Here is an 18,232-nt window from a genome sequence, read left to right on the forward strand (position 1 = left end):
TAAGAAACGTGGCTTTATTCTCTCGCGAACGCGAAGAACCCAAGGTTTTAGCGGGTAAAATTCCTCAACATATTGCGGTCATTATGGATGGTAACGGACGCTGGGCTAAACAGCGTCTGATGCCCCGTGTTTATGGGCATAAAAAGGGGGTTGATTCTTTGCGTGAGGTGATTAGCACCTGCAAAGAATTGGGCGTGCAATGCCTGACTGTTTTTGCTTTTTCGAGTGAAAACTGGCGTCGCCCTGAGGAAGAAGTCACGTTTTTGATGGGGCTGTTTTTGCAAGTCTTGCAAACTGAAGTTGAGCGGATGTATCGCAACAATATTCAATTAAAAATCATTGGTAATCGCTGTCATTTTTCGGCTGAATTATTAACGATGATTGAAAATGCAGAAGCTAAAACGGCAGGCAATGATGGTTTAATGCTGACCATTGCGGCCGATTACGGTGGGCATTGGGATGTGCTGCAAGCAACGCATCGCTTGCTGGCTGAGCATCCTGAGCGAGCTTGCGAGTTTGGCGAAGAAGACTTGAAGCCTTATCTGGCGATGGCTTATGCGCCCGATCCTGATCTATTTATCCGTACTGGTGGTGAGCAAAGAATAAGTAATTTCTTGCTATGGCAGTTGGCCTACACCGAACTTTATTTTACTGATTTGCCTTGGCCGGACTTTGGTCGTGAGCCTTTGCTGGATGCCATTGCATGGTATCAAGGGCGAGAGCGACGCTTTGGGCGTATCAGTGAACAACTAGATGAATCAAAATAAATAATTATATATGCTGAAAACCCGTGTTTTAACTACGTTACTGTTGTTGCCGCTGGTTTTAGCAGCGCTGTTTTTATTGCCACCAATGGGGTGGACTGTGTTTTGCGCCCTCCTAATGGGGCTGGCCGCTTGGGAATGGAAAAATCTAGTCGGTATGCATGGCCGTTTTTCCAAGTGTTACCCCCTGTTGACGGCGGTTTTGTTTTTGCTCTGCTCTCGTTTTGCGCCCATTCATTTTATTTATGGTTTGTTGTTGGCATCGATGGTTTTTTGGCTGTGTTTGGTGCCATTCTGGCTGAAATTTAAATGGCCTTTAAATTCAGTGGGCAATCTAAATGCTTTTAGCGGTTGGGCATTATTGATCCCTGCCGGTCTTGCGATGATTGTATTGCGCGGCAATGGTTGGCCCTTATTGTGTGTAATGGCCATTGCTTGGGTCGCCGACTCATTTGCGTATTTTTCTGGCAAGCAATTTGGCAAAAAAAAATTAGCGCCCAATATCAGCCCAGGTAAAAGTTGGGAGGGGGTATATGGTGGCGCACTGGCTGTTGTCTGCTATTGCCTGCTTATACCCAAGCCATTTCTATTGTTACCCAGCATTGTTGTTTTACAAAGCCAAACCGCACAAATGGTCGTATGGGCTGTTTTTGCGTTGGTGCTCACCGCTGCGAGCGTGATGGGTGACTTGCTTGAGTCTTTATTAAAGCGTCAGCGCGGTATCAAAGACAGCAGTCATTTATTGCCAGGACATGGCGGCATATTGGATCGTGTCGATAGTTTGTTGGCCATCTTACCCATCTCTGCGGCGATTTACTTACTCCACCTTATGCCTTTGTAAAAAAGCGATTGGATAATCATGCAGCAACAAATTGTCACTATTCTCGGTGCGACGGGCAGTATTGGTAGTAACACATTGGACGTCATTGGGCGTCACCCTGAGCGTTATCGCGTTTATGCGCTGAGCGCCGCGACGCAAATTGATAAGTTACTTGCTGCGTGTGAAACCCATCGCCCTTTGCATGCTGTTGTGCTGGACGAGCAAAGTGCCGAACGCTTAAAAAAAGGTTTAATTGCGCGTGGTTTAAGCACTGAAGTCAGTTATGGCCCTCAAGCCTTGGTGCAAATTTCAACCGCGCCGGAAGTGACCACAGTGATGGCGGCGATTGTAGGTGCGGCGGGGATGTCGGCAACGCTGGCTGCGGCACAAGTAGGCAAGCGGGTCTTGCTGGCCAATAAAGAAACCTTAGTCTTGGCGGGGCAATTATTTATGGACGCCGTGGCACGCTCAGGCAGCGTGTTATTGCCGATTGACAGTGAACACAATGCGATTTTTCAATCGTTACCTCCTTTTTATCGAGAAAATCCTTACGCCTATACCTTGGCAGATGCCGGAATTGAAAAGATTTTACTGACAGCATCGGGCGGCCCATTTCGGACTCGTGAGCTGGATACTTTTTCGCAAATTACCGCCGCAGAAGCAGTGAAGCATCCGAATTGGTCAATGGGGCGAAAAATCTCAGTCGATTCGGCCAGCATGATGAATAAAGGACTTGAAGTCATTGAGGCGCGCTGGTTATTTAATGCCCCAGCTGAACAGATTGAGGTGGTGGTTCATCCACAAAGTGTGGTCCATTCCATGGTGCAATACCGTGATGGATCGGTGATGGCGCAATTGGGTTCGCCCGATATGCGCACGCCCATTGCTTATGGCTTGGCTTATCCTGAGCGCATTGCTGCCGGCGTGAAGGCATTAGATTTATTTTCGGTCGGCCGGTTGGATTTTACTGCGCCGGACTTTGCGCGGTTTCCTTGTTTAAATTTGGCGTATGAGGCGCTTAAAGCCGGCGGTGCTGCGCCAGCGGTGCTTAATGCCGCCAATGAGGTTGCGGTGGCGGCCTTTTTAGAATCGACGATTTTGTTCACTCAAATCCCACACGTGATTGAAAGCACACTGAGTCAATTGGCGCTGCGGCCGGCCGGCAATATTGAAGAGTTGCTCGATGTTGACGCTCAATCACGGTGTGTTGCGCAAGAAATTGTTCTGCAAATGGGTGGTACATGCTAACTTTATTTGCATTTATTGTTGCGATTGGTCTACTGGTATTCATTCACGAGTTCGGTCACTATTGGGCTGCAAGGCGATGCGGGGTAGGGGTATTAACTTTTTCCATTGGATTTGGTCGGCCAATTTATCAGTGGAAGCGCGGTCTAACCACTTGGCAAATCGCCCTCATTCCTTTGGGTGGCTACGTCAAGATGCTCGATGAGTCTGAAGGTGAGGTGGCGCCAGAGTTGCGTCAATTTGCCTTTAATACCCAGCATCCAGCAAAAAAAATGGCCATCGCCTTTGCCGGTCCTTTTGCCAATTTATTATTGGCCTCACTGATTTATGCCGGACTTTATGCCTACGGTGTCGTGACGTTAAAGCCATTGATCGGCACCGTGGCCATAGAAAGCATTGCCGCAAAAGCGGGTTTACGCGCCGGTGATGTGCTACAGCGCGTTAACGGTGATGCGGTGCAAAGCTGGGATCAGGCGCAAGTGAGTGTATTTGGTGCAGCGAGCCAGAGTGAACTTAAACTGGATGTCGATACGCCGCAGGGCGAACGATCGATGACTTTGGATTTGCGCTCATTAAGTAGTGAAGACTTTGATCAGCACATTTTGAGCCGTTTAGGGCTCTCGCCATATGCCACGACCACTCAAATAGCCTATGTGCAAGAAAAAGGCGCGGCAGCGCGCGCGGGGCTGCAAGTGGGCGACGTGGCGTTGCTGCTCAATCAGCAGCCCTTGGCCTCATGGTTGGATTTCCAACGTTACATTGTTCAAAACCCCAGCCAGCCTTTTGAACTACAAGTTCGGCGTGGCGCACAAACATTGGATTTGACGATCACGCCGGATGTCATTGATAAAGACGGTAAAAAAATAGGCCGAATCGGCGTCAGTCCCACCAATGATGCCGCTTGGTATCAAAGCATGCAGCAAACCATTCAATTGTCGCCCGTGCAAGCCTTGTTGGCAGGGGTGGAGAAAACCTATGATTTGTCGATTTTGACCGTGAAAATGTTCGGAAAAATGTTGATCGGTGCCATTTCGCCAAAACAAATCAGTGGCCCATTGGGGATTGCTGAATTTGCCGGTCAGAGTGCAGCAATGGGCTGGGTAGCTTACCTGCAGTGTTTGGCCTTAATCAGTGTCAGCTTGGGTGTGCTTAATTTGATGCCAGTACCGATTTTGGATGGCGGTCATTTGCTGTATCATGGCTACGAATTGCTCACTGGGCGCACTATTGCTGTTTGGCTTACGGTGATTTTGCAAAAAATTGGCATTTTTTTATTGCTGATGTTAATGGCGTTGGCGTTATTTAATGACGCTCAGCGCTTCTTGTTTGGCTTAGGCTAATCTCTAACCTGTTGACGAATCGACCGATGAAATTTAAACCTATGTACGTGCTGGTCGCAGCGGCGTTTGCCAGCATCAGCCTTGCTGCTCAAGCTTTTAACCCTATCACTGTCCAGGATATCCGAGTTGAAGGTTTACAAAGAACCGATCCTGGAACGGTATTTAATTACCTCACGGTGAAAGTGGGGGATAAATTTGATGAAACTCAGGCCAGTGAAGCCATTCGTGCTTTATTTGCAACTGGGTTTTTTGATGATGTTCGTATCGAAGTCGACAAAAATGTAATCGTCATTACGGTTGAAGAGCGCCCGACAGTGGCGCAAATTAATGTCAATGGCGCCAAGCTCTTAGAAAAAGAACAAGTTAAAGCGGCATTTAAAGGACAAAATCTGGCCGAAGGGCGGATTTTTCAGCAAGAGGTGTTAGATGCTGCGGTCAATGAATTAAAGCAGCAGTATTATGCCCGCGGCCGTTATTCGGTCGATGTGAAAACCACGGTGACAAAATTAGATCGTAATCGTGTCGGGGTGCAAGTCGATATTGCTGAGGGTGATGTTGCTAAAATTAAATCAATTAATTTTGTCGGTAATAAAGTTTACTCGCAAGATGATTTAATTAGCCAAATGTCACTGACTACGCCAACGTGGATGACGTGGTATACCAAAACCGACCAATATTCAAAGCCAAAATTTGGTGCTGATTTAGAGGCGATCAAGTCACTGTATCTTGATAATGGCTATTTAAATTTTGCGATTGAATCAACACAAGTCGCTTTATCTGAAGACAAAGCCGATGTGTTTTTGACCATTAATTTGCGTGAAGGTGATTTATATCGCACCGGTGATATTAGTTTTGCCGGTAATTTTGATTTACCAGAGGCAGAATTAAAAGCTTTAGTTGCTGCAGAGACCGGTGAAATCTTTTCTCGCGACACCATTAATAAAACCACTGCAGCAATCTCAGATCGTCTGGGTAAAGAAGGGCATGCATTTCCGAATGTAAATGCGGTGCCAACGATTGATGAAGCGAAAAAAACAGTCGCATTTACTTTCTTTGTTGATCCTGGCAAAAAAACATCAGTTCGACGCGTTAATATTTATGGAAATAATTTAACCAAAGACGAAGTGCTGCGCCGTGAAGTGCGCCAAATGGAGTCTGCTGAATATAATTTGGCCGACATCAAACGAACCAAAGAGCGTTTGCAACAACTCGATTTCTTTAGCGAAGTGAATATTGATACCCCTGTCGTACCGGAAAGTTCGGACTTAGTGGATATGAATATTAATGTCGTTGAAAAGAAAACCGGTAACTTAAATTTCGGTGTTGGTTACGGGCAAGGCGAAGGGGCTTTATTTCAAGCTTCTATTTCTCAAGCTAACTTCTTGGGCACCGGCAAACGATTCTCTGCTGAAGTGAATACCAGTCAAGCCTCTAAAGTATTGGCATTTGGGATGAATAATCCATACGCCACACCCGATGGTGTTTCTTTTGGTTGGACGGCTTATTTACGTGATACTGATCCAGGTGTGATGGATTTAGGGCAATATCAAACGCAATCAAAAGGGGTCGGATTTAATTTTGGCATGCCAACTACTGAATACAATTCAATTGGTTTGGGTATCAATGCTGAAATTATGGACTTCAAAGTATCAGAGCTCTCTCCTGATTATGTGCTTGATTACATTAAAGAGTATGGTAAAAGCGCCGCGATTTATTCGTTAAATGCCAATTGGGCCACTGATTCTCGTGATTCTGCGGTATTTCCAACCAAAGGCTTTTTGTTTAAGACTTCTGCAGAGTTAGGCGTTCCTCCGTCAGATATTAATTATTATAAATTAAATTTACAGAGCCAATATTTCTACTCGCTACCGACTAAAAAACCATTTACATTTATGTGGAATATGGAAGTAGGTTACGGTGGATCTTATGGCGATTCGAATGAATATCCATTCTATAAAAACTTCTATGCCGGTGGTGTGAATTCGGTTCGAGGTTATAAATCAGGTAGTTTAGGGCCGATTGATAACACCGATAACAGCATGGGTGGCTCGACGCGATTTGTGAATAATTTTGAAGTCTTTGCACCAGTTCCTGGCATGAAAGACGATAAATCAATGCGCTTAAGTGCTTTTTATGATGCGGGTAATGTTTGGGGTTATGATCAAGACATTACTTTTAGTTCGATTCAACATTCAGTCGGTGTTGGTTTTACTTGGATTTCGCCAATTGGCCCACTGAAACTCATTTATGCACATCCGATTAATCCATCAGCGACCGCAAAAACTGAATCGATTCAGTTCCAAATTGGCCAGCTATTTTAAAGAGATGAGAACAATGAAGTTAATAAAATTATGGCCAATTTTTTTACTGCTCGCTGCGGCAAGTGTTTTTGCTGATACCAAAATAGGATTTGTTGATACGCAACGCATTCTACGCGAAGCATCGCCAGCAGTTCGCGCCGCTAAAAAACTAGAAAAAGAGTTCGAACCGCGACGCGCTGAAATGCAAAGGGTTTCGGCGCAAGGCAAATCATTGCAACAAATTTTGGATAAAAACAATATTCCAGAAAGTGACCGTCGAATTAAAGAGCGCGAACTGATTAAATTAAATCAAGACTTTCAGCGTATGCAGCGTGAAATCAATGAAGATCTAAATGCTCGGCGTAATGAAGAATTGGCGGGCTTGCAAGAACGCGTTAATTTGGCGATTCGCACGGTCGCCGAAGGCGAAAAACTAGACTTAGTGGTTCAAGACGCGGTTTATCGTAATCCAAAGATTGACGTTACTGATAAAGTCTTGAAACTATTGGTAGATAAATAATCGTGCTTGAAATAATAAAGTTATATAAATTATCGGCATTAATTAGCGCTTTTGGTGGTGAATTACGTGGAGAAGATGTAGAGATTTCTGCTATTTCATCACTAGATTCTGCAGTAGAAGGTTGTTTGTCATTTTGTTTGGGAAATAAATTTCTAAATCAGGCGAAAGCATGCCAAGCCTCTGCTTTGGTATTAAAGCAGTTTGAGCCGCAATTGCAGTGTTCGCAAATCATCATTAAAGATCCTCAGCTGTTTATTGCACGGGTATTGTCTTTATTGTACCCAGCGCCTAAAGCACAAGGGAAAATCCACCATTCAGCCATTGTGGCTGATGATGCGATTATTGATCCAAGCGCTGAGATTGGTCCTTTGGTGGTGGTTGAATCAGGCGCTGTCATTGGTGCCAATACACTAATACAAGCGGGCACTGTGATTGGCCAAAATGTTAAAATTGGCGCCAATTGTCTATTTCATGCACGGGTCGTGGTCTACGCCGACACTGAAATTGCTGATTATGTTGAAATCCATAGTGGCGCAGTGATTGGATCTGATGGGTTTGGTAATGCTTGGGCCGGACAGCACTGGGAGAAAATCCCGCAGATTGGCCGAGTACAGATTGGCTCGCACGTAGAAATTGGCGCAAATACGACGATAGATCGTGGGGCTTTGGACAATACCGTGATTGCCGATGGTGTGCGCTTAGATAACCAAATCCAAGTGGCGCATAACGTCACTATCGGCGCACATACCGCCATTGCCGCATGCACGGGCATTGCTGGTTCAACAAATATTGGCGCTAATTGCTTAATCGGTGGTGGGGTGTTGATTGCCGGTCATATCGAGATTGCGGATCGGATTACTTTATTAGCGGGTAATGGCGTACCGTCTTCATTAACTGAAGCGGGCGTTTACGCCAGCGGCGTACCTGTGATGCCTTATGCGTCATGGGCGAGGAATGTATTGCAGTTTCGGCGTTTAGATGAAATGGCTAAGCGTGTTAAAAAAATCGAGAAACAATGCTTAGTGAATGCATCTGAGCAGGAAGGAGAAACAAATGGAACAAATGGAACCTATTGATATTGTTGGCATCATGAAGCATTTGCCACATCGCTACCCATTTTTATTAGTGGATCGTGTTTTGGAATTAGAAAAAGGAAAATCGGTTGTTGCATTGAAAAATGTATCAATGAATGAGCCTTTTTTTCAAGGACATTTCCCTAAATATCCAGTAATGCCAGGGGTGTTAATTTTAGAAGCATTAGCGCAAGCTGCAGGTATTTTAACATTTAAAAGCATTGAGCCTGCCCCGTCAGAAGATACGATTTTGTTTTATGCGGGCATTGATAATGCGCGCTTTAAGCGTCAAGTTGTTCCTGGCGATCAATTGATTTTAAAAGCTGAAATTGTGGCCAGTAAACGTGGGATTTGGAAGTACGTTGCTAAAGCCTACGTTGGCGATGAATTAGCTTGTGAAGCTGATTTAATGTGCGCTCAGCGCGAAGTTACACCTAATACTTAAGAAATATATGCCAAGAATTCATCCTACTGCGCTGGTCGATTCAAATGCTGTTCTAGCTGATGACGTAACGATTGGCCCATATTCTATTATTGGGCCCAATGTTAAATTGTCTGCAGGTACCGTAGTTGAAGCGCATTGCGTGATTGAAGGTCACACTCAAATTGGTGAAAATAATCTATTTCATTCTTTTTGTTCTGTTGGTTGTGTGCCGCAAGATAAAAAATATAACGGTGAGCCCACCCAATTAACGATAGGGGATCGCAATACATTTTTTCAAAATGTGACGATTTCAGTAGGAACATCGCAAGATCGTGGCCATACCATTGTGGGTAATGACAATTGGATTATGGCTTATGCGCATATTGCGCATGATTGCATGGTGGGTAATAACGTGATTTTGGCCAATAATGCAACCTTGGCAGGTCATGTTTCTATCGGTGATTTTGTTATTTTGGGTGGACTCACCGCAGTCCATCAATTCTGTGTCATTGGTGCGCATGCGATGGCGGGTGGTGGCTCTATTATTGTGCAAGATTTACCGCCTTTTGTGATGTGCGAAGGCAATCGGGCCAGTGCTCGTAGTATTAATATCGAAGGTTTAAAGCGTCGAGGGTTTAGTCCTGAGGCGATTTTGGCGGTCAAAAAAGCGTATAAAATTTTGTATCGCGACGGTATTGCTTATAGCGATGCAATCATTCAAATTCGTGAAATGGCAAAAAATGAACCGGCTTTAGATTGTTTTGTCGATTTCTTTGATCAAGCCAAACGTGGGATTGTTCGTTAATACTTATGAACGATCAACTGTTTACCGCAGCGAAAGGGCCGCGTATCGCAATTGTTGCTGGAGAAGCTTCTGGTGATTTATTAGGCGCGGCTTTAATTCAAGCATTACTTCATCTTTTTCCAACGGCACAATTTTCTGGCGTTGCGGGGCCTAAAATGTTGGCGGCGGGTGCCAAAACGATAGAACCAATGGAAACATTATCTGTAGGTGGGATTGTTGAGGTGATTCGACATTTACCAAACCTACTGAAATTGCGCCGACGTTTAGTTCGTTCGATTAAAAATGAACGGCCCGATTTGTTAATTACGATCGATGCCCCGGATTTTAATATTGGATTGGCGCGTAAAGTAAAACGCTGTGGCATTCAGACCGTACATTATGTGAGCCCTTCGGTATGGGCTTGGCGTCCAGAGCGAATTAAAGCGATTGCTAAAGCGGTATCGCATATGCTACTTATTTTGCCGTTTGAAAAGGCGATTTATCAGCAAGCCAATATTCCCGCTACTTATGTCGGTCATCCTTTGGCAGATTTAATGCCTTTAATGGATGAGCAATTAAAGATGCGTGAAATACTCAATATTGGAACGACTCAAAAAGTATTAGCGGTTTTGCCGGGTAGTCGCCAGCGCGAAGTGAAAGTGATGGCGGCAATTTTTGTAAAAACCGCATTGCGTTTGTCTGAAATGCAAACGGATATGGTTTTTTTAGTGCCGTTTATTACGCGCGAAACGCGGCAAATATTTGAAAGTGAAATTTGGCTACAAAATGCGCAGTTACTTGATTGGCGTTTAATGTTTGGCCATTCACATGAAGCGATGATTGCGTCGGATGCTATTTTATTGGCGTCAGGCACGGCGGCATTAGAAGCTATGCTGGCGAAAAAACCGGTGGTGGTGGCGTATAAAATCAGCCCGTTAACTTATAAAATAGTTAAAAGAAAGTTTTTATTGCCCTATGTCAGTTTGCCCAATATTATTGCGGGCCGTTTTATTGTTCCTGAATTTTTGCAAGACGAAGCCGAGCCCGATAATTTAGCACAGGCATTAAATAATTATTTACTCGATAAAACCTTGTCGAGTGAATTGGCAGCGGTTTTTACTTTGCAGCATCAAACTTTGCAATGCAATGCTGCCGCTCGGGCAGCGGCAGCTGTGGCGCTGTTATTACCTAAAAGTGTATCGGCATGCTGATTTGTGGGGTGGATGAAGCTGGGCGTGGCCCATTGGTGGGGTCGGTCTTTGCGGGGGCGGTCATACTGCCCAATACGCATACGATTAAAGGCCTGACTGACTCAAAAAAACTGTCAGAAAAGCAACGTGATCGTTTAGCTATTTGTATTAAAGAACAAGCCATTGCGTGGGCGGTAGCCAGTGCAACTGCGGCAGAGGTAGATGAGATTAATATTTTACAAGCGACCTTGCTCGCTATGCAGCGTGCGGTAAGTGCTTTGTCTATTACGCCAAGTGAAGTCTTGGTTGATGGTAATCGATCACCTGTTTTCATGATGCCCAGTCGGGCGATTATTAAAGGTGATGCAAGCGAAGCGTGTATCTCCGCCGCTTCCATTTTGGCCAAAGTGAGCCGAGATGCCGAAGCGTATGCTTTGGATTTGCTATATCCGCAATACGGTTTTGCCCAGCATAAGGGCTATGGAACGGCAAAACATTTGGCAGCACTGGCTCAATTTGGCCCTATTTCTGAACACCGTATCTCATTCGCACCCGTTCGAGCTGCATACGCGCAACGTCAGCTATTTTAAACGTTGTCGTGATCTGCTGTAACTTCTATGATGTATTGAAGTAATTTATTATGACCGCTAACTAGGAAGCTGGCTTATGTTTGTCATTATTGGCTACATTTTTATGTGCGTCTGTATTTTGGGGGCATATGTCTGGCATGGTGGTCATTTGGCAGTGTTTTGGCAACCGTCGGAAATTATTATTATTTTCGGTGGTGCCATTGGCGGGATGATTGCGGGCTCAAGCGCGAAAGGGCTGAAATTATTCACTAAAGCTTTGCCGACGATTTTCAAAGGAACGCCATTTAATAAAGCATTTTATATGGATTTATTTGCTTGTCTTTTTGAATTGCTCGCCAAAGTACGCAAAGAAGGTTTGATGTCGATTGAAGGCGATGTTGAAGATCCGCATGCCAGTCCGATTTTTTCTAAATACCCCAAAATTGCGCACGATCATCATGTCACCGATTTTATTTGCGACTATTTGCGCTTAATGGTGGGCGGCAATTTAAATGCATTTGAAATCGAAAATCTAATGGATATCGAAATTGAAGCGCATCATAACGAAGCCCATGTGGCGGCCGGGATGATGGCCAAATTAGGCGATGGTTTGCCCGCGTTTGGTATTGTTGCTGCAGTGATGGGGGTGGTGCATGTAATGGGGTCTTTGCATTTGCCACCGTCTGAATTGGGTAAATTAATTGGTGCAGCATTGGTCGGTACCTTTATGGGGATTTGGTTGGCTTATGGTTTTGTTGGGCCACTAGCCAATGTATTAGAAACTAAAATGGCCGAAGGGCATCAAGTGTTCTTAACCATTAAAGTGACATTAATTGCTAGCTTGAATGGCTATGCACCGCAAGTTGCCGTTGAATTTGGGCGTAAAGCATTAGATTCAACTGAGCGCCCTTCGTTTAAAGAATTAGAAGAATTTGTAAAAAACGCTAAATCTAAATAATGCAGTCTTTAAGGGTTGATAAATAATGAGCGATGACTCTCAGCGCCCCATTGTTGTAAAAAAAATCAAAAAAGGCGGCGGCGGCCATCATGGTGGGGCATGGAAAATTGCCTATGCCGACTTTGTGACGGCCATGATGGCGTTTTTTTTATTGATGTGGCTATTAGGCTCGGTCTCTAAAGGCAATTTAAAAGGCATTTCTGATTATTTTAATAACCCGTTAAAAGTCGCCAATGCTGGGGGCTCTGGATCGGGGGATGCGGATTCCTTGATTCAAGGCGGTGGTAATGACATTACCCAGCAAGCGGGGCAAGTGAAGAAAGGTGACCCGCCGGCGCAAGCCGAGGCGGCAAAAGATAAAAAAAGACTCAGTGAATTAAAGCAAAAATTTGAAGCTTTAATGAACGACAAAATGAAACAAAACACCAATTTAGGGCAGTATAAAAACCAAATTAAATTGGATATGGTTGCGGAAGGCTTGCGCATTCAGATTGTTGACGAACAAAATCGGCCGATGTTTAAATCAGGCAGCTCCGAGCTTGAAGAGTACGCGCATGGCGTCTTGCAAGAAATCGCGCAATTACTCAATGAAGTGCCCAATACGGTTTCTTTAGCCGGTCACACCGACGGTACGCAATTTGCTGGTGGCGCAGCAGGTTTTACCAATTGGGAATTGTCGTCAGAGCGGGCAAATTCATCGCGTCGCGAGTTAATTATTGGTGGCTTAGATCCAGAAAAAGTGTTGCGAGTGAATGGGTTTGGCGATGTCATTCCACTGGATAAAGGCAATGTCTATAACCCAGTCAATCGCCGAATTAGTATTGTGGTGCTCAATCGCGATGCAGAAACCGATATTCGTCGTCAAGCCGGTAAAAATGAAGACGCCGCTGAGCCGACTGCGGCAGGGCAAGAAGGCTTTGTCAATCCAATACAAAAACCTGCGCAATAGGATGTCAGTCAGAAATTGGCCGCAAAGTGCTATTTTTTTGTTAATTACACTGACCTCTTTGCTATTACTGGTCCCGCTCAGTCATTTTTTTAGTCCTTTGGCCGCGACGATGGTTATTCCATTGGCGGCGTTTATCGCTGCGTATGTCTTGCATGACCGTTTCTGGTGGAAATGGATGCATTTATGCTTTTTACCGCTGTTGATTGTTTGTTCTCAATTTGACATTCAATCGTATTGGTATTTGCTAGCCTTGTTGTTGTGCTGGTTTATTTTTGGCCGAGTGATGATTTCACGCGTGCCTTTGTATTTAAGTAACCGCGCCGCTTTGCTGCAGTTGCAGGCTATCGTGCCAGCGCAGGCCAATTTCTTAGATATTGGCGCAGGTACTGGCACTGTTTTGAATTATTTGGCTCAGCATCGAGCCGATTTAAGCTTATGTGGTGTGGAGTATGCAAAAGGGCCTTGGTTGCTTGGCAAAATGCGTTTGCCTACTAAGGTCGCATGGCTCAATGTGGACTACAAAAATATCGATTTAGGCGCTTTTGAGTGTGTCTATGCTTTTTTGTCCTCAGCGGCGATGCCCGATTTATGGCAGCAAGCCGTACAACAAATGCGCCCGGGTACTTTGTTTATTAGTAATACTTTTGTGGTTCCAGAAATTCCTGCGGATCAAATGATCGATTTAAATGATTGGAAAGACGGTAAGCTTTTCCTATGGCGAATGTAAAATCTGCAAGTCCTGCGTGGCTGCAATTTTGGGAACGGCGCGCCATTCCTATTTTGCAAGAATCACGCAATCAACTCATGGGAATGATCCGCCGCGCGGATTTGATTCGACCCAGCGAGGTCGCTGAAATCGTCGCACGTGATCCTTTGCTGACAGCGCAAGTGCTCCGGATGATGAATCAACGGCAAAAAAGCACAATGTCAGCGGATGTGGTGGCGATTGAAGCTGCGATTTTACTCATTGGGGTAACACCATTTTTAGACCGTTTTTCTCGCGCGCAAACGGTAGAGGCGGTGATGCTGCCTGCACATCAGGCCGAATATGGTCAACTATTAAAGCGGATTTTCGAAGCCCGTTTGGCGCGACGCTTGGCGACAATTTTTGCCAATAAACGCTTTGATGCCAAGCTCGGTGAAATTCAAGCTGCCGCTATATTAGCCAATTTATGCGAATCCTTGGCCTTGATTGCGCCGCATTTGGATGAACAAGCACCCGCAGCTTCTTTCGATGTGTTGTCTTTATTGCAGCTATGGCAAATGCCGCCGCCGATTCTTGATTTGATCCGTGTAGATGCTGAGCCGGCGACGCGCAGTGTGTTGCAGCATGCCGTAGTGCCCTTGTCTCGACAGCTTGAGCGTGGCTGGTGGCAAGACGAGATTCAGCAGCGTTTAGTCACCATCGCAGGGGTATTGAATTTTTCTTTGGAACAAGTTTGGCATGTGCTGACCGCGCAGTTGCTGGCTTTTGCGCGCAAAGAGGGTAAAAGCACACAGTTGTATTCACCGGCCCGATATCTAGTGATGCTGCCAGGTGATTGGCCTGCGCCAGTGAATGCGGCAAAATCCACAGAGAGCGTGGCTGCGGTGCCAAGCAAAGATATTCTGGCCGAAAGAATGCAAGCTTTGCATTTGGCAGCCGTGCAGGGCGTGCCGACCAATCAAGTGATGGCTTTGGCGGTACGGGCTTTGGCCGATGGTTTAGGCCTGCAGCGGATTGCATTTACTTTATTGATGGCCGCCGAAAACGCATTGCGCGCGCGCTATGTACAAGGGGTTGCGCCGAGCGATCCTTTGCATACTTTGCGGATTGCTTTAGAAAAACAGCATGTTTTTACCAAGTTATTACAAAAGCCGCAGAGCTTTTGGCTCAATGCAGATAATTACGCCCAGTTTGCACCGCATTTACCGGCTGAGTTGGTCGAGCAAATCGGCGCGAAAAGCTTTTGTGCCATGTCGATTTTTGTCGGTACGCAGCCGGTGGGCTTGATTTATGCCGATTCAGGTTTAGAGGGCGTGGTGAACGAATTTCATTACACGCACTTTAAACAAATATGTATTTTAGCGAGCAAGGCCTTAGCGCATAATGCGCGCCGCTCCTCAGTGTGAAACCAATGGAAATTATTACTTCGTCGCAAAACAGTCATTTCAAGCACGCCTTAAAGCTTTCGCAAAATCGGCGTGAGCGCAATAAAACCCAGCAAACGCTGTTAGATGGCGCTCACTTATTGGCCGCATGGCTTGATGCTGGGCATGCGATTGAAAAAATCATTGTTTCTGAAGCAGGCTATCAGCGCGCAGAAGTGCAAAGCTTGTTGGCACGCAGTGCGTGTAGCGTGCTTTGTTTGGCCAATGCGCTATTTAGCCAACTGACCGAGCTGCCCAGCGCGACCGGGGTTTTGACCTTGGTCGGCATCCCTAGCGCACCGCAGGCGCAGCATACTGGTTGGGTGTTATTGCTGGATGGCGTACAAGACCCGGGCAATGTTGGGGCGATTTTACGTACCGCACAAGCTGCAGGTGTTGAGCAGGTATGGCTCTCTAGTGCCTGCGCCGATGTCTGGTCGCCAAAGGTACTCAGGGCGGGTATGGGGGCGCAATTGGCCTTGCCGATGATTGAAAATGCCGATCTTTGCCAGCTTGCCAGCCAGTTTAAAGGCCCTATTGCCGCGACTTTGCTCGATGGCGCCGCTGATTTATATGATGCGCCACTACAAGGTGATTTGGCTTTGGTTTTAGGCTCGGAAGGGGCCGGCGTGACCGATGCGTTGGCCGATCTCGCTACGCTTAGAATTAAAATTCCAATGCAAGCGGGGATTGAATCGCTTAATGTTGGCCATGCAGCAGCGATTTGTTTGTATGAAATTAAACGCCAGAATCGGGTCCGCTAGTCAGGTCAATCGCGCTGATCTGAATCATGTACGAATGCTATGCTAGTGGATCGTACTCTGCATGAAACGCGGCGGCACAGCGTGCTTAACGTTGTACCGCCGTATTGGAGCCAGTCAAACCGGTGGTTTAACTAAAAAACGCCGGCTTATTTTTTAATCAGCCCTTGGTAAATGGTGTCGACTAATTCAGCCTCGGCACTGTCTTGCGACAATTCCCACGCCATAATGCCACCGAGTTTTTTCTTTTTCACGTAAGCAATTTTTTCTTTTAATAATTGCACGTCGTCATACGCCCAAACGTCTTTACCATTGACTTTCCATACTGCACGCGTTTTTTCATCGCGATGCACCGTTCCGGGTAAGGTTTTTAAGTAGGAATAAGGTGCAGAGCCCGCTTCGAGTGGACCTTTCGCTTTGGCGATTACGGGTTGATACAGACCGTTGTTTTCTAAACTATTCACGGTCCAGCCATAGCCATAAAATGGCACGCCCAACACGATTTTGTTGGCGGGTACGCCGCGGCTGAGGTATTCATCAACGGTGCTGTCGACAGACACTCGATCTTTTGCGCCACCAATCAAGGTGGCGTGATGTCCGGTGGTGGCAGACCAAGGGCCAGTAAAGTCATACGTCATGAGGTTGATCCAGTTTAATGATGGAATGACTTTCTCTAGCTCGATTTTTTCTGATTTAGAGCTGGCCGCAGGTGTGGCAATCGTCAGTAGCAGGCCAGGTTGAACCGCATCAATTTGCTTACGGAACTCAGCGAGCAGCGCGGTATAGTTGGGGGTGTCTTCTTCGCGAACGATATTGCCCTCGTTGCCGGCTGAACCAGGGTATTCCCAGTCGATATCAAAGCCATCGAAAACCCCTGCGGCAAGGCCGGGAACCACTTTGCCGGTTTGATCTGGCACATTGCCTTTGATGTAGGCATCAACGCAAGACTTAACAAATGCTGCTCGATTGGCGGGTAGCGCCGCATCTGAAAAGTGTTTCGACCACGTCCAGCCACCTAAACTGATCACCACTTTTAAATTTGGGTATTTTTTCTTTAATTGCTTGAGCTGGTTCCAATGGCCGTATAAGCCTTTGTCGCCTTTATCTTCTAAGCCATTGAGCGTTTTATCTGCCGCTAATGGTAGCCAGTAATCATCGCCCGCCGAGCCTTCGCCGGCTTGATCAACGCCCACCACACAGCGATTGTTTTTCACATTACCAAAGGCGTATTCCAGCACGGTGATTTTGCCGGCGGCACCGCTGGTTTCTAGATTTTTAACGTTAAAATCGCTGCTGTGTTTACCCCAAGAGGTGAAATACATCACCGACTGCGGGCTGCTTGGCCCGGTAACGCCGCTAGTATTTGCTTTGACTGCGCTGGTAGTACTGGCTGCAGTATTGTCGGCATCAAGGCGAATGAGTTTGAGGTTGTCAATAAAAGCGTCTTTGCCTTCACCTTTGGCTGAATCCCATTGCTCCCACTTCAGATGGAAATCAAATTTAGCCTTAAATTCGATTTCATAATGTTCCCATTTTTTGGTGTCTTTCAGGCGATTGGGAAAACCATTGGCGGTACTGGCAATCCATTGCTCTTTGCGACCCGGTTTGCCTTCATCTAGTCCGAGCGTTGCGCCGCAATTGCTGCCGCACAAACCTAAATAATCAAAAACAATTTTGTATTGGCCAGCTGGAAACTGCTTACGGCTAAAAATATCGCCGATATTCACCGGTTTATTAAAGCGCGCGGCTTTGTTTTCGGCATTGAGTGGGTCTGGCTCAATCGAGGTGTATATTGGCGAGGTTTCCTCTCCGCCTAGGCCAATCCATTGGCTTAAATCTTGGTTGAAGTGGTCTTCCATCACCGGCGTTTCGGCGTGGGCAAACGCGGTAACGAGTAGTAATGGTAATAGTTTTTTTCTCATTATTATTCCCCTCAGTAAGGCAAAAAAAGCTAAGGTCTGTTGACGTTTGTTTTACAGTCGGAAAAGAAAACGTCAACAGATTCTTGAGCTTAGCTTACTGTAAAGGGGGAGTGACATACCAATTTATATGCCACGGTGTTTGATTTGTAGCTACTGAAAATGAACTACAACAAGAGCTGAAGCTTTATTTGATTTTGAACTTTTATTCGGTGGAAATGAGCGATGGATACCAATACACATACCTTGGCGGTGTTGTTTGCGCAATTGGGTTTGCCCAATGCGCCGCAAGAAATTGAGCAGTTTTTAGCTGCGCAGCATTTGCCTCGAAGCGTGCCTATCGCGCAAGCTTCGTTTTGGAGCGCCAGCCAAGCTGCTTTTTTACGTGAGGCCTTAGAGCAAGATGCAGAATGGGCCGAGTCGATTGATGTGCTGGCCAATTTGCTGAGCCATTAATCGCTCTGCAATTGATTTGGCGGCTCGTTT

At 45.9% G+C, this 18,232-nt stretch carries 18 protein-coding genes; 17 read left to right on the forward strand and 1 reads right to left on the reverse strand.

Annotation, left to right across the window (positions count from 1 at the left end; translation table 11 throughout):
• Positions 1-8: 8 nt before the first annotated feature.
• From uppS to Q0V82_RS06570, 16 genes are all read left to right on the forward strand, one after another.
• Positions 9-767, forward strand: coding sequence for a polyprenyl diphosphate synthase (gene uppS, locus Q0V82_RS06495; RefSeq protein ID WP_297573823.1), 759 nt, complete (start codon positions 9-11; stop codon positions 765-767).
• A gap of 10 nt (positions 768-777) precedes the next feature.
• Positions 778-1,605 carry a phosphatidate cytidylyltransferase gene (locus Q0V82_RS06500; RefSeq protein ID WP_297573825.1) on the forward strand — a complete coding sequence of 276 codons (828 nt, stop codon included), beginning with the start codon at positions 778-780 and terminating at the stop codon, positions 1,603-1,605.
• An 18-nt stretch (positions 1,606-1,623) separates the two neighbouring features.
• Positions 1,624-2,832, forward strand: a complete 1,209-nt coding sequence (ispC, locus tag Q0V82_RS06505; protein ID WP_297573827.1) for a 1-deoxy-D-xylulose-5-phosphate reductoisomerase — start codon at positions 1,624-1,626, stop codon at positions 2,830-2,832.
• Complete coding sequence (gene rseP / locus Q0V82_RS06510; RefSeq protein ID WP_297573830.1) at positions 2,826-4,169, forward strand: RIP metalloprotease RseP; 1,344 nt, start codon at positions 2,826-2,828, stop codon at positions 4,167-4,169. Before ispC ends, rseP begins: the two co-directional genes overlap by 7 nt.
• A gap of 26 nt (positions 4,170-4,195) precedes the next feature.
• On the forward strand, positions 4,196-6,490 hold the full coding sequence (bamA, locus tag Q0V82_RS06515; protein ID WP_297573832.1) for an outer membrane protein assembly factor BamA: 2,295 nt from the start codon (positions 4,196-4,198) through the stop codon (positions 6,488-6,490).
• 13 nt (positions 6,491-6,503) lie between these two features.
• Positions 6,504-6,989, forward strand: a complete 486-nt coding sequence (locus Q0V82_RS06520) for an OmpH family outer membrane protein (protein ID WP_297573834.1) — start codon at positions 6,504-6,506, stop codon at positions 6,987-6,989.
• Between the two features lie 2 nt (positions 6,990-6,991).
• A complete protein-coding gene (lpxD, locus tag Q0V82_RS06525; RefSeq protein WP_297573836.1) occupies positions 6,992-8,065 on the forward strand; it encodes a UDP-3-O-(3-hydroxymyristoyl)glucosamine N-acyltransferase in 1,074 nt (357 codons plus the stop codon).
• Complete coding sequence (fabZ, locus tag Q0V82_RS06530; protein WP_297573837.1) at positions 8,043-8,507, forward strand: 3-hydroxyacyl-ACP dehydratase FabZ; 465 nt, start codon at positions 8,043-8,045, stop codon at positions 8,505-8,507. Before lpxD ends, fabZ begins: the two co-directional genes overlap by 23 nt.
• A 7-nt stretch (positions 8,508-8,514) precedes the next feature.
• Positions 8,515-9,291, forward strand: a complete 777-nt coding sequence (lpxA, locus tag Q0V82_RS06535; RefSeq protein ID WP_297573838.1) for an acyl-ACP--UDP-N-acetylglucosamine O-acyltransferase — start codon at positions 8,515-8,517, stop codon at positions 9,289-9,291.
• Between the two features lie 5 nt (positions 9,292-9,296).
• Positions 9,297-10,481 (forward strand): lipid-A-disaccharide synthase, encoded by a 1,185-nt coding sequence (gene lpxB, locus Q0V82_RS06540; protein ID WP_297573842.1) that lies wholly within the window; start codon positions 9,297-9,299, stop codon positions 10,479-10,481.
• Positions 10,475-11,050 carry a ribonuclease HII gene (gene rnhB, locus Q0V82_RS06545; RefSeq protein WP_297573844.1) on the forward strand — a complete coding sequence of 192 codons (576 nt, stop codon included), beginning with the start codon at positions 10,475-10,477 and terminating at the stop codon, positions 11,048-11,050. Before lpxB ends, rnhB begins: the two co-directional genes overlap by 7 nt.
• 76 nt (positions 11,051-11,126) lie before the next feature.
• Positions 11,127-11,987 carry a flagellar motor stator protein MotA gene (gene motA / locus Q0V82_RS06550; protein ID WP_297573847.1) on the forward strand — a complete coding sequence of 287 codons (861 nt, stop codon included), beginning with the start codon at positions 11,127-11,129 and terminating at the stop codon, positions 11,985-11,987.
• Positions 11,988-12,012: 25 nt separating this feature from the next.
• Positions 12,013-12,936 (forward strand): flagellar motor protein MotB, encoded by a 924-nt coding sequence (motB, locus tag Q0V82_RS06555; protein ID WP_297573849.1) that lies wholly within the window; start codon positions 12,013-12,015, stop codon positions 12,934-12,936.
• Between the two features lie 37 nt (positions 12,937-12,973).
• On the forward strand, positions 12,974-13,663 hold the full coding sequence (locus tag Q0V82_RS06560) for a class I SAM-dependent methyltransferase (RefSeq protein ID WP_297573851.1): 690 nt from the start codon (positions 12,974-12,976) through the stop codon (positions 13,661-13,663).
• Positions 13,651-15,048 carry a hypothetical protein gene (locus Q0V82_RS06565; RefSeq protein ID WP_297573853.1) on the forward strand — a complete coding sequence of 466 codons (1,398 nt, stop codon included), beginning with the start codon at positions 13,651-13,653 and terminating at the stop codon, positions 15,046-15,048. Before Q0V82_RS06560 ends, Q0V82_RS06565 begins: the two co-directional genes overlap by 13 nt.
• Before the next feature lie 5 nt (positions 15,049-15,053).
• The gene (locus Q0V82_RS06570) at positions 15,054-15,830 is read left to right on the forward strand and encodes an RNA methyltransferase (RefSeq protein ID WP_297573855.1); all 777 of its coding nucleotides are present in this window, start codon (positions 15,054-15,056) and stop codon (positions 15,828-15,830) included.
• Between the two features lie 146 nt (positions 15,831-15,976).
• Here Q0V82_RS06570 and Q0V82_RS06575 read toward each other — a convergent pair whose 3' ends face one another.
• Entirely contained in the window at positions 15,977-17,749 is a 1,773-nt protein-coding gene (locus Q0V82_RS06575) for a glycoside hydrolase family 18 protein (protein WP_297573858.1), read from the reverse strand.
• Positions 17,750-17,971: 222 nt separating this feature from the next.
• Here Q0V82_RS06575 and Q0V82_RS06580 point away from each other — a divergent pair, with 222 nt between their 5' ends.
• The gene (locus tag Q0V82_RS06580) at positions 17,972-18,202 is read left to right on the forward strand and encodes a DUF2789 domain-containing protein (protein ID WP_297573860.1); all 231 of its coding nucleotides are present in this window, start codon (positions 17,972-17,974) and stop codon (positions 18,200-18,202) included.
• Positions 18,203-18,232: the final 30 nt, after the last annotated feature.

Origin of the sequence: uncultured Deefgea sp., from assembly GCF_947072475.1 — a bacterium.
Taxonomy (GTDB): Bacteria; Pseudomonadota; Gammaproteobacteria; order Burkholderiales; family Chitinibacteraceae; genus Deefgea.